The sequence below is a fragment of the Naumannella cuiyingiana genome (assembly GCF_013408305.1).
Classification (GTDB): Bacteria; Actinomycetota; Actinomycetes; order Propionibacteriales; family Propionibacteriaceae; genus Naumannella; species Naumannella cuiyingiana.
Genome location: NZ_JACBZS010000001.1, coordinates 2316754 through 2331245 on the forward strand (window position 1 = coordinate 2316754; position 14492 = coordinate 2331245).

A 14492-nucleotide genomic window follows, 5' to 3' on the forward strand; every position below is an offset into this window, starting at 1 on the left:
CCGCCGCGGTATTGGACCCCGAACACCCGGCGGCGTTGACTGTGCGCTCGTGAGGATCCCCGTTGTCCCCCCGCGGCTCGTCCCCGTGCGGCGCGCGCCCGCAGTGCTGGCGGGTCTCGTCGCGCTGCTACTGGCGGTCGCGGGATGCAGCGCGCCCGAGCCCGAGAGCGATCCGCGGCAGGTCGCCGCCCAGTTGGCGAGCTATCTGTCCGCCGGACATGTCTGGGGCGAGGTGCCGCTCACCGCCGAGTCCGAGCCAGCAGCCCTGGCGTACCCCGAACTCGTGATGAGCGCCGCGGGCGCCTTCCCGACCGTGACTGTCGGCCAGATCGATCCCTATGGCGCGTTCAGCACCCGGACCGCGGTGCGACTGGACTGGTCGTGGGATGTGGTGCCCGGCGCGCAGCCGTGGACCTACTCGACACGGGCCGACCTGATCCAGGACGGCAAGATGTGGCGGGCCAACCTCCAGATGCCCCAGTTCCATCCCGAACTGACCGCGACCTCCGACCGGTTCGAGGTACGCCGGTCCGCCGCCGAGCGCGCCCCCATCGTCGACCGCGCCGGCACCGAGCTGATCACCAGGCGGACCGTGCAGCGGATCGGGATCGACAAGCCGAGCGTGGACGCAGACGCCCAGGAGGACTCCGCGCGCGCCCTCGCGCGGGCCGTCGACGTGGACCCCGACACCTTCGTCAAGAAGCTGCGCGCCGCCGGCCCGAAGGCCTTCGTCGAGGCGATCGTGCTGCGCGAGGAGGATGTGTCCGACGCCCTCGCGGCCCGGATCGAGAAGATCCGCGGCGGGCGGATCGAGCTCGACGATGCCTATCTCGCCCCGACCCGGGAGTTCGCCCGGCCCCTCCTGGGCACCGTTGGGCCGGCCACCGACGAGATCGTCGCCGAGTCGAAGGGCCGGATCGATGCCGGCGACATCGTCGGGCTCTCCGGGTTGTCGCGCCGCTACGACGAACGTCTGCGGGGTGTTCCCGAGACCTCGTTGCGGATCGCCGACGGGCCGGAGCTGTGGACCGCCGAGGCGGCGCGCGGAAAGCCGCTCAAGGTGACCCTGGATGCCGACCTGCAGGCCAGGGCCGAGCGACTGCTGGCCGAGACCGACAGCGCATCCGCGATCGTCGCGATCCGGCCGTCGGATCAACAGATCCTGGTGGCCGCCTCCGGCCCGGGCGGCGACGGAGAGTCGACCGCCACGATGGGCCGCTACCCGCCCGGGTCGACCTTCAAGATCGTCACGGTGTTGGCCCTGCTCCGCGCCGGGCTGAGCCCGGACAGTCCGGTCGAGTGCACACGGCAGGCGAGCATCGACGGCCGAAAGATCGGCAACTATTCCGACTACCCCGAGTCGGCGCTCGGCACGATCACCCTGCGCGAGGCGTTCGCCCAGTCCTGCAACACCGCGCTGATCAACGCCTCGGCCAAGATCAGCTCGGACGATCTGCGGGCGGCCGCAGAGGCGCTCGGACTCAATCACGATGCCGACCTCGGCTACCCGTTCTGGCTCGGCGAGGCGCCGCCGACCGGGCCCGGGCTCGATCAGGCAGTGGCCATGATCGGCCAGGGTGAGGTCTTGGCCACGCCGCTCGGGATGGCGTCGGTGGCAGCGTCGGTCGCGGCCGGTGAGCGGGTCACCCCGCGGCTGATCACCGACGCCGAGGTGCCGCCGCTGGGCGAGCCCGCGCGGCCGCTGACCGCGAAGGAGGCCGACACCCTGCGCGGCCTGATGCGCTCGGTGGTGACGGACGGCAGCGCCCGGATGCTGGATGACCTGCCGGGCGAGGTCGGCGCGAAGACCGGCACCGCCGAGTACGGCGCGGATCCGGTCGGTACGCACGCCTGGCTGGTCGCCACCCGCGACAACCTGGCGGTCGCGGTCTTCGTCGCCGACGGCCGATCCGGCGCCCGCGATGCCGGACCGCTGATGCGGGACTTCCTGTCCGACTGACCCGCGCCCCGTGCGGTGGTGCTGGGGACATGTGGTCAAATGGCTCGGTCGGCCAGCGCAGGTACCGAGAGGACACATCGATGTTGATCAAGAACCCCGCGAAGCAGCTCGACTCCGGGTACCTGGATCGGACGCCGTGGTTCCAGTTCTTGTTGTTGTCGATGCTGTTCCCGATGTGGGGCGCCGCCGCCGGCCTGAACGACATCCTGATCGCGCAGTTCAAGCACGTCTTCTCGCTGACGGATGCCGCGAGCGCCTTCGTCCAGTCGGCGTTCTACGGCGGTTACTTCCTGATCGCGATCCCGGCCTCCCGGATCATCCGCAAGACCTCCTACAAGGTCGGGGTGCTGATCGGGCTCGGCGTCTACATCATCGGTTGCGGGCTGTTCTTCCCGGCGAGCACGCTCGCCACCTACGGGATGTTCCTGTTCTGCATCTTCGCGATCGCCGTCGGGCTGAGCTTCCTGGAGACCAGCGCCAACACCTACTCCTCGATGCTCGGGCCGAAGGAGTCCTCGACCCTGCGGCTCAACATTTCCCAGACGTTCACCCCGGTGGGCAACCTGCTCGGCGTGCTGCTCGGCAAGTACCTGATCTTCAGCTCGGGTGACTCGATCGAGGCGCAACTGGAAGCCGCCGGATCACCGCAGGAGCGGCAGGCGCTCGGCGAGGCGCTGTTGCAGAACACTCTGCTGCCCTACAAGTACATCCTCGTCGTGCTGGTCTGCCTGCTGATCCTGTTCCTGATCACCTCCTACCCGAAGGCGAAGCCGCGCGACGACGCCGCGGCCCGCGACCAGGCCGGCCTCGGCGCCACGCTGCGCTACCTGGCCGGCAAGCCGGCGTACTGGAAGGGCATCGCCGCCCAGTTCCTCTATGTGGGCCTGCAGACGGCGGTGTGGTCGTTCACGATCCGGCTGGCGTTGGTGCTCAATCCCGGGATGAACGAGCGGGACGCGACCAACTTCATGATCATCGGGTTCATCTGCTTCCTGGTCGGCAAGTTGCCCGCCAACTTCCTGATGGCACGGTTCTCGGCATCCCGGGTGCTGGTGATCTACTGCCTGATCGGTGCGGTGATCCTGCTGATCGCCGCCTTCGGGCCGGCATCGATCGCGATCTGGTTCGTCGTCGGGTCGAATCTGTTGATGGGGCCCGGCTGGCCGACGATCTTCGGCAAGACCCTGGACACGATCACCGACAAGCGCTACCAGGAGACCGGCGGCGCGATCTTGGTGATGGCCATCGTGGGCGGCGCGGTGATCCCGGTCGTCCAGGGTGCGGTCTCCGACGCCCTCGGCTCGCTGCAGATGTCCTTCGTCGTCTCCGCGGCCTGCTTCGTCGGGATCATGCTCTACTTCCTCGGCCAGGTACGCTCACACACCGACGACCGGCCCCAGCACGCCGAGGTCCACACCGGGCAGTGACTCAGCTCGCCGAGGCGATGAACTTCTCCAGTTGATCATGAGCCACATCGTCCGGTAGCTGGATCGGCGGCGACTTCATGAATGCCGAGGCCGCCGCATCGATCGGGCCGCCGAGCCCGGCATCACGGGCGAGCTTGGCCAGGCGTACCGCGTCGATCACGATGCCGGCCGAGTTCGGCGAGTCCCAGACCTCCAGCTTGTACTCCAGGCTGACCGGCGCATTGCCGAACCCGCGACCCTCCAGCCGGACGAAGGCGAACTTGCGATCGGTCAGCCACGGCACATGATCACTCGGGCCGACGTGCACATCGTCGGCCGGCAGGTCGATGTCGATATTGCTGGTCACGGCCCGGGTCTTGGACAGCTTCTTCGACTCCAGCCGCTCGCGCTCCAACATGTTCTTGAAGTCCATGTTGCCGCCGACGTTGAGCTGATAGGTCCGGTCGATCCGGATCCCGCGGGTCTCGAACAGCCGCGCCAGCACCCGGTGGGTGATCGTCGCGCCGAGCTGGGACTTGATGTCGTCACCGATGATCGGTACGCCGGCCTCGCGGAATCGGTTGGCCCACGCCGGATCGCTCGCGATGAACACCGGGATCGCGTTGATGAATGCCACCCCCGCGTCGAGCGCGGCCTCGGCATAGCTCTTGGTCGCCTCCTCCGAGCCGACCGGCAGGTAGCTGATCAACACGTCCGCGCCGGTCTCGCGCAGCACCCGCGCCACGTCGACCGACTCGCCGCGCGCCTCCTCGACGGTGCCCTGGTAGTAGTGGCCGAGCCCGTCCAGCGTCGGCCCGCGCAGCACCTCCACCCCGAGTGGCGGCACGTCGGCGAAGCGCAGGGTGTCGTTCGGCGGCGCCCAGATCGCCTCGGCCGTGTCGGCGCCGACCTTGCCCTGCACGACGTCGAACGCCGCGACCAGCTCGATGTCGCGGACCCGCCACGGGCCGAGCCGCGTGTGCATCAGGCCCGGCACGAAGTCCTCGTCGCGGGCGTCGGCGTAGTAGCTCAGCCCCTGGATCAGGGCGTTGGCGCAGTTTCCGACGCCGGCGATTGCCAGACGAATGCTCAATGGTCCTCCAGCCTGTGCGCGTCCCGTCGGGGCCTGCACATGTTAGCCGCCCGGTCGCGTTAGCCTGCGTTCGTGACCGAAACGGCAGCGATGACGGCGGCGGCGGAGGCCATCGCGGCCGCGCTGGCGGGCCTGGAGCTGGAGTCCGGGCGTACCGAGAGCGGCTTCACCGTCACGCTGCCCGGGACCCGGAAGCTGAAGACCGAGGTCGCGCTGGTCGTCGGCCGGCATTCGATGCAGGCGCGCGCCTTCGTCGCCCGTCGCCCCGACGAGAACCTGGCCGGCACCTATGGCTGGCTGCTGCAGCGCAATCTGCGGTTGCGCGGGATCGCGTTCGCGACCGACCGGCTGGGCGACATCCACCTGATCGGTAGCCTGCCGCTCGCGATGGTCACCCCCGAGGCAGTGGACGCGTTGCTCGGCGAGCTGGCCGAGACCGCCGACGACTCGTTCAACACCATCCTCGAGCTCGGCTTCGCCGAGTCCATCCGCAAGGAGTGGCGCTGGCGGCTCGACCGCGGCGAGCCCACCTTCAACCTCGCCGCATTCGAGCATCTGAGGCCCAAGGACTGACCCCGCCCGCGGGCGCGGTGGGCCCGGGGACCCCATGCTGGGCCCAATTCCGGCCCAATTCCGTTGCTGGCCCTGTCCTGTACCCGCGGCCGTGCCCTATCTTCGGCGAGGGCGATGCGTCTCGGGAGGGGTGTGGTGGCGAGAATGATCAAGGATCGCAACCACACGGCGTCGTCTCGTGCCGATTCCGGCGCGGCGAGCCTGGAGGCGGTCGGCATGGTGGCCGCCTCCGGGCTCGTGGTCGTCTTGTTGCTGACCATGATCGGTGGCCCGAGCAACGCGCTCGCCGGCCTCTACTGCCGCGCCACCGGCGCCATGGCGCAGGCCGCCGGCGGCGAGCCGCCCACCTGCGCGCCCGACTCCTCAGTGGCCCCGCCGCCGTCCGGTGAGCCCCCGGGCGCCCAGCCGCCCGATGATCGGGACCGGCCCCGCGACCGGCGTCCGGACGGCAACAGCCCGCCGATGGATCCGCCGAAGGTCGTCCCGCCGCGCAGCCCGGTCTGCCGGCCCGCGGAGGGCTCCACCAGGCCCGGCCTGCCGCCGGGTGAGGTCAAGCTGACGCCGAAGCCGGCCAGGCGCGGACCGATCAAGGACTCCACGTCGATCACGGTGAAGATCGATCCGGCCAAGGTGGAGGGCGACGCCACCAACTCGCAGAAGATGTCGATCGTGCTGGAGGGGCAGCGCGGCGTGAGCGCGGAGAAGGCCGCGGAGCTGGGCAAGGTCGGGGTCAAGCTCGACTTCAACACCGGCCGGCGTACCACCTACGGATACTCGGGCCCGACCGATTCGACCCCGAACCTGACCGACGGGATCCCGCCGAACCCGTTCGATCCCGACAACATCCCGCCGGGCGGCACGGTCAATCTGGACGGTGAGTTCTACACCTCCGTCGGCGCAAGCGCCGCCTACCGCGGTCTGGTCGCGAACGAGACCGACGGCTCCGGCTCGGGCGCCACGGTGGCGGTGACCAAGCTGCCGCCGAGCAAGCCGGGGGAGAACAAGGTCCGTGTGATGGTCGGCAGCACCGACTTCGTCGAGCAGGCCGTCTCCCTGGGCTTCGGTACGCCGAGCTACAACCTCGGGCTGTTCGACAGCCGCAAGGTCACCGACAAGGCGATGCGGCAGGCCGAGTTCGACCTCGGCACCCCCGAGGGGCGCCGGGCCTACAACGCAGCCGTCTTCGGCGGCAAGCTGCCGACGAGCGACGAGCCGGGCGTCAGCAACATTGCGCAGGTGATGGGGTCGGAGTACGCGCGCCGCAACGGCGTCCAGGTCAAGGCGGGGGATCAGGGCGCCAAGTCGACCACCGACGGTGAGGACCACTCGGTGCTGGTGACCGTGTACTCCGACGGGCGCCAGGTCGACGAGGTGACCCGCCGCGTCGGGCCCGACACCTACTCCCAGGTCCAGGAGTACGACGCCAGCGGCGCCCGCGTACCCGAGAAGTCCCGGTTCCAGTTCCGCCAGACCGGGCTGTCTGCCGACGAGGTGGAGAACTACAACTTTGCCTACGGCGACGACCGCGCCGAGATCCCGCCGGGCTCCTACAACGCGGTCCTCAGCCTGAACGCCGGCGAGCTGCAGCAGGTTCGGATCGACGCCGCGACCATCCTGGCCGCGTCGCTGAAGAAGCGCGGCATCGACCGGCCAGAACTCGGCAGCGCCCCCCGGCTCGCCGACTTCCAGCGGGTGCTCAAGGACAACCCACGGTGGCTGGACGAGACCTTCAACGAGCCCGCCGAGGCCGAGGCCCTGCGGATCCTCAGGTATCCCAACGACGCCGAGCTGGCGAACATGATCTGGCGCTCCGGCGGCTGGACCGAGACCTCGAATCTCGACTGGTTCAACCAGTGGCGCAACTACTACATCAAGGTCACCGGCGACGACCTGCCGACCAAGGTCGGCGACATGGTCTGCCGACGCCAGCAGTGAGGCCTCAGCTCACCCGGTAGACCTTGTGCTGGGCGGCCTGCGCGCGCGGGCGTACCACCATCCGATCGATGTTCACGTGCCTCGGCCGGGTGGCGATCCAGGCGATGCACTCGGCCAGATCCTCGGCGACGAGCGGTCCGGGTACGCCCGCATAGACCTTGTCGGCCTTCGCCTGATCGCCGCCGTAGCGGGTCAGCGAGAACTCCTCGGTCTTCACCATCCCCGGCACCAGCTCGCAGATCCGGACCGGCTGGTCGTACAGCTCCAGCCGCATCGACTGCGCCATCGAGCGCTCGGCGGCCTTGGCGCCGCAGTAGCCTGCGCCGCCCTCGTAGCCGGCGTCGGCGGCCACCGAGGTGACGAAGATGATCTCGCCCTCGGCGCGCAGCAGCGCCGGCAGGAGCGCCTTGGTCACCCGCGCGGTGCCCAACACATTGGTCGCATACATCGTCTGCCAGGCGTCGAGGTCGGCCTCGGCGACGGGCTCCTGGCCGAGCGCGCCGCCGGCGTTGTTGACCAGCAGGTCGAGGCGCTCGCCGACGGCCTCGGCAAGCCGCTCGACGTCACCGTCGGACGTCACATCGCACTCGACCGCGAGGCCGCCGATCTCCTCGGCCAGCTTCGCGATCCGATCGGTACGCCGGGCCGCACAGATCACCCGGAAGCCCAGGGCCGCGAGCGACCGCGCGGATGCCTCGCCGATCCCGCTGCTCGCCCCGGTGACCACGGCCAGTCGTTGTTCGTCCATGGCCACATCATGGCAACCGCGGCCCGGCGTCAGCTCCGAGCCCCCGCCAACTCGAGCGCGGCCCGGGCGGCGTCGTCGAAGGCGCCGGGGGCGCCGAGGATCGTGTAGAGGGTCTGGGCGCCCTCGTACAGCAGATGCACCGACTCCGCCAGCCGGTCGTCGCCGAGCAGTTGTCGCCACAGCCGGCGCATCCAGCGCTTCTCCTCCCGGATCACCGCCAGGGCCTGATGCTCCGGGCTGGCCGAGATCTCGGCCCACGCATTGACGAAGGCACAGCCGCGGGGGTTGTCGCGGGCCCACGCGGCCGCGGTGGCGAACACGGTGCGTACCGCGACGGCCGGATCGTCGGCGGTGCCCAGCTCCGACAGCAGATGGGTCTGCCAGCGGTGCCGTCGCCGGTCCAGATAGGCGGTCACCAGCCCGTCCTTGGATCCGAAGCGCTGGTAGAGCGTGCGCTTGGTGACGCCCGCGGTGTCGGCGATCAGGTCGACCCCGACGCGGTTGATCCCGACCCGGTAGAACAGGTCGCCGGCGGTGGCGAGCACGCGCTCGCCGGCGGGCGTGCTGTCCGCGACGGGTGGGGGCGCGAGCGCGACGGCGTCGATCATGGAATGCCTCCGGTGGCGTGGGTGCACTGCGAGTATACAGACCGGTATGGTTACCTCCGACCGTGAAGCGCATCTGTCTCGCCGCCGCGTTCGTCGTCTGCTGGAGCTCGGGGTTCGTGGGGGCGGCGTGGTCGGCCGGTCTCGCGCCGCCCGCGGGTCTGTTGGCCTGGCGCTATCTGATCACCGCCGCGCTGCTGGTCGCCATCGTGGCGCCGCGCGCCGTGCGCGTGCGCCCGTCCGAACTCGTGCAGCAGGGCGTGCTCGGCCTGCTCGCGCACGTGATCTTCCTCGGTGCGGTCTTCGGCGCCTCCTCGGCCGGGGTGGATGCGGGCACGGTCGCGCTGGTCTGCGCGCTGCAGCCGATGCTGGTGGCGGTGATCGGCGCCGTCGCCTTCCGCGACCGGCTGGGCCCGCGGATGATGATCGGCCTGGGGCTCGGTCTGGTCGCGGTCGCCATCACCGTCGGCGGGGTCGGCGGGCCCGGCTGGCTGCTGGCGCTGCCCGTGGTCGCTCTGGCGGGCCTGTCGGGCGCGGCGCTGCTGGAGCGGCGCTGGCGGCCGCGTACCGATCTGCTCACCGGGCTGTGCATCCAGGTGGTGCTGTCGGCCGGCGTCTTCACCGCCTACGCCCTCGCGGCCGGCGAGTTCGCGCTCGAGCCCGGTCCGCGGCTGGCCGGCGCGCTGGCCTGGCTGGTGATCATCTCCGGGATCGGCGGGTACGCCACCTTCCTCGCCTGCCTGCGCCGGCTGGGCGCCACGGTGACCAGCACGCTGCTCTACCTGACACCGCCGGTGACCGTGCTGTGGGCCTGGCTGATGCTGGGTCAGCGGCCCGACCTGCCGCAGTTCGCCGGCCTCGGCATCGCCCTGGTCGCGGTCGCGATCGCCGTCCCGCGGGGCGAACAACCAGATGCCGGCGCAGACCGCGGTCTCGCTAGGCTCCGTCCATGACCGCGAAGCTGATCCTGCTGCGCCACGGCGAGAGCGAATGGAACGCCAAGAACCTGTTCACCGGCTGGGTGGACGTCGACGTCAACGACAAGGGCCGGGCGGAGGCGATCCGCGCCGGCGAGCTGCTGGCCGAGAATGATCTGCTGCCCGATGTCGTGCACACGTCGGTACTGAAGCGGGCGATCACCACCGCGAACGCCGCCCTCGCCACCGCCGACCGCAGTTGGATCCCCACCAAGCGGTCCTGGCGGCTCAACGAGCGGCACTACGGCGCGCTGCAGGGCCTGGACAAGTCGGCGACCCGGGAGAAGTACGGCGAGGAGCAGTTCATGATCTGGCGCCGCTCCTACGACACCCCGCCGCCGCCGATCGAGCCCGATGCGCAGTTCTCCCAGTTCGACGATCCGAGGTACGCCGGGCTGCCGCCGGAGGCCCGGCCGCTGACCGAGTGCCTGGCCGATGTGGTGGTCCGGATGCTGCCCTACTGGTACGACGAGATCGTGCCCGACCTGCGCACGAAGACCGTGCTGGTGGCCGCGCACGGCAACTCGCTGCGCGCGCTGGTCAAGCACCTGGACCGGATCAGCGATGCCGACATCCCGCAGCTCAACATCCCGACCGGCATCCCGCTGCTCTACGAGCTCGACGACGACATGCGGCCGGTCACCGAGGGCGGACGCTACCTCGATCCCGAGGCCGCGGCGGAATCCATCACGGCCGTCGCGAACCAGGGGAAGAAGTAGGTCAGGACCAGATCTCTTCGCTGGAGAGTTCGCCGTCGACGATGTAGATGACCTCGCGGCCCATCGTCACCGCGTGGTCGGCGATCCGCTCGAAGTAGCGGCCGAGCAGCGCGACGTCGACGGCGGCCTCCACGCCGTGCTCCCAGTTGTCGGCCAGCATCAACCGGAACTGGCTGGAGCGCAGGTCGTCCATCTCCTCGTCGCGGGCGGCCATCCGGCGCGCCTCCTCGGTGTCGCGATTGCGCAGCGCATCGCTGGCCTCGTGGATCATCTTGATCGCGACATCGGCCATCCGGGAGAAGTTCGGCTCCAGGTCCGCCGGCACCGCGTGCTCCGGGTAGCGCAGCCGGGCGATCTTCGCCACGTGCGCCGCGAGGTCGCCCATCCGCGTCAGGTCCGCCAGCAGGCGCAGGGCGACGACCACCGTCCGCAGTTCGCCGGCCACCGGCGCCTGCAACGCCAGCAGGGCGAAGCAGCGCTGCTCGAGATCGGCGGCGAGGTTGTCGATCTGGGCGTCGTCGGAGATCACCTGCTCGGCGAGCTGGATGTCGGCCTGCAGCAGCGCGCGGCTCGAGTTGCGGGTCGCCGTGGAGACCATCTGCGACAGCTTCACCAGATCATTCACAACTGCGTCGAGCTGCTCGCGATAGGTGTCGCGCATGGGGTTTCCTCCTGGGTCGCGTTCTTCGGGCGCACGGGGCGCAGACCAGCAAAGGTAGGGGAGCGCAGTGACAGCGACAACGCAGCAGACCAACACGCGGTGAACTGTCGCTGAACGGCTGGTGCCGAGGCGCCCCGAAGTCTAGCCCGGAGCCTCCGGGCCGCCCGGTCGGCCTACCATCGTCTCGTGCTGTATGTCCTCGTCGGCGGTGCCTGTCTCCTCATCGGCGCCGTCATCGGCTGGTACGTCAGCCGTCGGCTGGCGGCGATCGAGGCCATCGAGACGCCGCCGGCGCTGCTCGAATCCCCCGAGCCGGAGGTGCCCGACGGTGTCTCGGAGGTGCTGAGCATCCTGCGGTCGGCGGCCGTCGTCGTGGGCCCGCACGACGAGGTGCTGCGCTCCAGTGCGTTGGCCCGCACGCTAGGCCTGGTCCGCGGCAGCCGGGTGGCGGTGCCCCAGTTGTTGGAGCAGGTACGCGAGGTACGCGCCACGCGCGCGATCCGGGCCATCGACCTGGAGCTGAGCCGGGGCCGGGGCGCCCCGTCACAGTTCTTGTCGGTACGCACGGCGCCGCTCGGCGCGGAGCTGGTGGTGATCCTCGCCGAGGACCGCACGGCGGCCCGCCGGGTGGAGGAGACCCGCCGCGACTTCGTCGCGAACATCAGTCATGAGCTGAAGACCCCGATCGGCGCCATCGCCTTGTTGTCCGAGGCTGTCGCCGATGCCGCGGACGATCCCGAGGCGGTCGCCAACTTCGCCCGCCGGATGCAGCGGGAGAGCCAGCGCCTCGGCGAGCTCGTCTCGCAGATCATCGAACTGTCCCGGCTGCAGGCCGACGATCCGCTGCTCGCCGCGGACGAGGTCGAGGTCGACGACGTGCTGGCCAGTGCGGTCGACTCCTGTCGCGTCGACGCCGATCGCCGCGATGTCGCGCTGACGGTCACCGGTCGGCGCGGGCTGGTGGTGCTGGGCGACCGGGTCCAGTTGACCACCGCCATCCGCAACCTGGTGCAGAACGCCGTCAGCTACTCCGATCCCGGTGCCCGGGTCACGGTCGGCGCCCGGCAGGCGCTCGACGGCGACGACGACGTCGTGGACCTGACCGTCAGCGACAACGGGATCGGCATCGCGCCGGGCGAGGCGCAACGGATCTTCGAGCGCTTCTACCGGGTCGACTACGCCCGCAGCCGCGACAACGGCGGCACGGGCCTCGGCCTGTCGATCGTCAAGCACATCGCGGCCGCCCACGGCGGGCAGGTGACGGTGTGGAGCAAGGTCGGCCAGGGGTCGACCTTCACGGTGCGGATCCCCGCGATCACCGATTCCGGCGTGGCGTCGGCGGAGTCCGCACCGCGAGCCGACGAGCCGCCGGTCGGCACGCCGCCGAGCGGCGAGATCCGCCAGTCCGACGAGGAGCCCGCCGTACCCCGCCCGCTCGTCGACAGCACCAACCAGGAGGCCAACCGATGACCCGAGTGCTCGTCGTGGAGGACGAGGAGTCCTACCGCGAGACGATCGCCTTCATGCTTCGCAAGGAGGGCTTCGAGGTCGCGGAGGCAGCCGACGGGGCGGAGGGTCTGGCCGAGTACGCCCGCGGCGGTGCCGACATCGTGCTGTTGGACCTGATGATGCCGGGGCTGCCCGGCACCGAGGTCTGTCGTCAGCTCCGGCAGCGCGGATCGGTCCCGGTGATCATGGTGACGGCGCGCGACTCGGAGGTGGACAAGGTCGTCGGCCTGGAGATCGGGGCCGATGACTATGTCACCAAGCCCTTCAGCCATCGCGAGCTGGTCGCCCGGATCCGGGCGGTGCTGCGGCGCGGCCAGGAGGTCGAGCTGGTGCCCGATGTGGTCGAGTCGAGCGGCGTCCGGATGGACATCGAGCGGCACACCGTGTCGGTGGACGGCGCACAGGTCCGACTGGCGTTGAAGGAGTTCGAGCTGCTGGAGATGTTGCTGCGCAATGCCGGGCGGGTGATGACCCGCGGCCAGTTGATCGACCGGATCTGGGGTGCGGACTATGTCGGGGACACCAAGACGCTCGATGTGCACATCAAGCGGCTGCGTTCCAAGATCGAACCGGACCCGGCGAACCCGCGTTACCTGATCACCGTCCGCGGCCTGGGCTACAAGTTCGAGGGCTAGGCTGACGCGGGTGACCGACGAGATCACCGTATTCAGCGCAAGCGCCCATCCCGAGTTCGCCGAGCGGATGTGCGAACTGCTCGGAGTCGAGCTGTCGCCGACCCGGATCACCCGCTTCAGCAACGACTGCCTACGGGTCCAGCTCGGTGCGAACTGCCGCCGCAAGGATGTCTACATCGTCCAACCGCTGGTGCCGCCGGTGCAGGAGCACCTGGTCGAGCTGTTGTTGATGCTGGACGCGGCCCGTGGTGCCTCGGCCAACCACATCACCGCGGTGATCCCGCACTTCGCGTATGCCCGCTCGGACAAGAAGGACGACTCGCGGATCTCGATCGGCGCGCGCCTGGTCGCCGACATGCTGCACGCCGCGGGCGCGACCCGGGTGATCACGATGACGCTGCACTCGGAGCAGGTGCACGGCTTCTTCTCGGTGCCGGTCGATCACCTGACCGCGATCCGCGAACTCGCCTCGGCATTCCGCGACAAGGACCTGTCGGACACCGTGGTCGTCTCGCCGGACTTCGGGTACGCCAAGGTGGCCAGCGAGTTCGCCCGGTTGCTGGATCTTCCGGTCGCCGCGGGCTCGAAGCGCCGGCTCGGCGACGACACGGTCGTGATCGACCGGATCGTCGGTGACGTCGAGGGCAAACGGGTGATCATCATCGACGACGAGATCGCAACCGCCGGCTCCATGATCGAACTGATCGGCAAGCTGCGCGAGGAGGGGGTGCGCGAGATCTCGATCGCGACCACCCACGGCCTGTTCACCGGCAAGGCCGTCGCCCGCCTCGATGCCGAGCCCGACATCGGCCGCATCGTCAGCACCGACACGGTGCCGCTGACGGGGGAGCGTACTCCGCAACGCCTGGAGGTGTGTTCGGTGGCGCCGCTGTTCGCCGAGGCGGTACGCCGCCACAACCGCGGCGAATCGGTCAGCTCGCTGTTCTCCGACGATCCCGAGTACGGCTGAGGGGCCGACTCAGGACGTCGGGGTCGCCTCCGGGGTCGCCTCCGGCGTCTCCGATGTGGTCGCCTCCGGGGTGCCGGAGGCGCTCGGGTCCGGGGCGACGGTGCGGTAGTCGGCGTTGTTGCCGTCGATGATCGGCACATCGGCGGTGATCGGGCCCGCGGTGGCGAAGTTGAGGGTGACGCGCATGGTCAGCCCGGGCGGCAGGTCGCCGGAGACCGTGAACGCATCGGGCCCGCCGAGCTGGGTCAGGGCGGTGGGGGCCACCTCGATCGGTCCGCCGGTGAAGGGGAGCGGAGCCGGGGCCGGGTTGTTGTCGGCGTCGATCAGTTGGCCGCTGACGCTGGTCAGTTCGTCGGGCTGGGTTCCGGTCACCGCGCCGTCGAGGAGTCCCTGCTCCCCGTCGCGGGTGACGATCAACAGGTTGCGCACCTTCACGGCGCCATCGGCGCCGACGTTGAGATTGACGCCGCCGCCGAGGGTCGGGGGCTTGCGGCTGGGGTCGCTGGTGCACGCGGCGACGCCGGTGGAGAGCAGGACGGCGAGCGCGGCGGCGGCCACCCCGCGGGCGATCGGGGAGCGCGAGGAGATCACCGGCGCAGCCTAGCGCAGGCACACCCGGCTCGTCGTGTCAACCCTCGCCGGACCGCCCGAATGCCTTCTGGCTAGCGCAAACGCCGGAGTCGGGTCGGATGACGCGTGCT

Annotated in this window: 14 protein-coding genes; 9 read left to right on the top strand and 5 right to left on the bottom strand. The window is 70.1% G+C overall.

Annotated elements, in window-relative coordinates; all coding sequences use genetic code 11:
• Positions 1–49 precede the first annotated feature (49 nt).
• The gene (locus tag GGQ54_RS10725; RefSeq protein WP_179445379.1) at positions 50–1960 is read left to right on the top strand and encodes a penicillin-binding transpeptidase domain-containing protein; all 1911 of its coding nucleotides are present in this window, start codon (positions 50–52) and stop codon (positions 1958–1960) included.
• A gap of 80 nt (positions 1961–2040) precedes the next feature.
• Entirely contained in the window at positions 2041–3387 is a 1347-nt protein-coding gene (fucP, locus tag GGQ54_RS10730) for an L-fucose:H+ symporter permease (RefSeq protein ID WP_179445380.1), read from the top strand.
• Between the two features lies 1 nt (position 3388).
• On the opposite strand, the gene GGQ54_RS10735 is transcribed toward fucP, so the two are convergent.
• The gene (locus GGQ54_RS10735; protein ID WP_179445381.1) at positions 3389–4459 is read right to left on the bottom strand and encodes an inositol-3-phosphate synthase; all 1071 of its coding nucleotides are present in this window, start codon (positions 4457–4459) and stop codon (positions 3389–3391) included.
• 72 nt (positions 4460–4531) lie between these two features.
• Here GGQ54_RS10735 and GGQ54_RS10740 point away from each other — a divergent pair, with 72 nt between their 5' ends.
• A complete protein-coding gene (locus GGQ54_RS10740) occupies positions 4532–5032 on the top strand; it encodes a type III secretion system chaperone family protein (RefSeq protein ID WP_343045933.1) in 501 nt (166 codons plus the stop codon).
• Positions 5033–5176: 144 nt separating this feature from the next.
• A complete protein-coding gene (locus GGQ54_RS10745) occupies positions 5177–6967 on the top strand; it encodes a hypothetical protein (protein ID WP_179445382.1) in 1791 nt (596 codons plus the stop codon).
• Positions 6968–6971: 4 nt separating this feature from the next.
• Here GGQ54_RS10745 and GGQ54_RS10750 read toward each other — a convergent pair whose 3' ends face one another.
• Both GGQ54_RS10750 and GGQ54_RS10755 read right to left on the bottom strand, forming a co-directional pair.
• The gene (locus GGQ54_RS10750) at positions 6972–7715 is read right to left on the bottom strand and encodes an SDR family NAD(P)-dependent oxidoreductase (RefSeq protein ID WP_179445383.1); all 744 of its coding nucleotides are present in this window, start codon (positions 7713–7715) and stop codon (positions 6972–6974) included.
• A gap of 29 nt (positions 7716–7744) precedes the next feature.
• A complete protein-coding gene (locus GGQ54_RS10755) occupies positions 7745–8323 on the bottom strand; it encodes a TetR/AcrR family transcriptional regulator (protein ID WP_179445384.1) in 579 nt (192 codons plus the stop codon).
• A 62-nt stretch (positions 8324–8385) separates the two neighbouring features.
• Here GGQ54_RS10755 and GGQ54_RS10760 point away from each other — a divergent pair, with 62 nt between their 5' ends.
• Together GGQ54_RS10760 and GGQ54_RS10765 are read left to right on the top strand one after the other, a co-directional pair.
• Complete coding sequence (locus tag GGQ54_RS10760; protein ID WP_179445385.1) at positions 8386–9273, top strand: EamA family transporter; 888 nt, start codon at positions 8386–8388, stop codon at positions 9271–9273.
• Positions 9270–10016: a phosphoglyceromutase gene (locus tag GGQ54_RS10765; protein WP_179445386.1), complete on the top strand. Its 747-nt coding sequence runs from the start codon at positions 9270–9272 to the stop codon at positions 10014–10016. Before GGQ54_RS10760 ends, GGQ54_RS10765 begins: the two co-directional genes overlap by 4 nt.
• Position 10017: 1 nt before the next feature.
• Here GGQ54_RS10765 and phoU read toward each other — a convergent pair whose 3' ends face one another.
• On the bottom strand, positions 10018–10677 hold the full coding sequence (gene phoU, locus GGQ54_RS10770; RefSeq protein ID WP_179445387.1) for a phosphate signaling complex protein PhoU: 660 nt from the start codon (positions 10675–10677) through the stop codon (positions 10018–10020).
• A gap of 189 nt (positions 10678–10866) precedes the next feature.
• Between phoU and GGQ54_RS10775 the strand changes: the two genes are divergently transcribed.
• Genes GGQ54_RS10775 through GGQ54_RS10785 form a run of 3 tightly spaced genes read left to right on the top strand, consistent with a single transcriptional unit; the run spans position 10867 to position 13791 of the window.
• Positions 10867–12147 carry a sensor histidine kinase gene (locus GGQ54_RS10775; protein WP_218844132.1) on the top strand — a complete coding sequence of 427 codons (1281 nt, stop codon included), beginning with the start codon at positions 10867–10869 and terminating at the stop codon, positions 12145–12147.
• Positions 12144–12821: a response regulator transcription factor gene (locus GGQ54_RS10780; protein ID WP_179445389.1), complete on the top strand. Its 678-nt coding sequence runs from the start codon at positions 12144–12146 to the stop codon at positions 12819–12821. The genes GGQ54_RS10775 and GGQ54_RS10780 overlap by 4 nt, the downstream gene beginning before the upstream one ends.
• A 10-nt stretch (positions 12822–12831) precedes the next feature.
• The gene (locus GGQ54_RS10785) at positions 12832–13791 is read left to right on the top strand and encodes a ribose-phosphate diphosphokinase (protein WP_179445390.1); all 960 of its coding nucleotides are present in this window, start codon (positions 12832–12834) and stop codon (positions 13789–13791) included.
• Between the two features lie 9 nt (positions 13792–13800).
• Here the strand turns inward: GGQ54_RS10785 and GGQ54_RS10790 are convergent, their stop codons facing one another.
• Positions 13801–14382 (bottom strand): hypothetical protein, encoded by a 582-nt coding sequence (locus GGQ54_RS10790; RefSeq protein WP_179445391.1) that lies wholly within the window; start codon positions 14380–14382, stop codon positions 13801–13803.
• Positions 14383–14492: the final 110 nt, after the last annotated feature.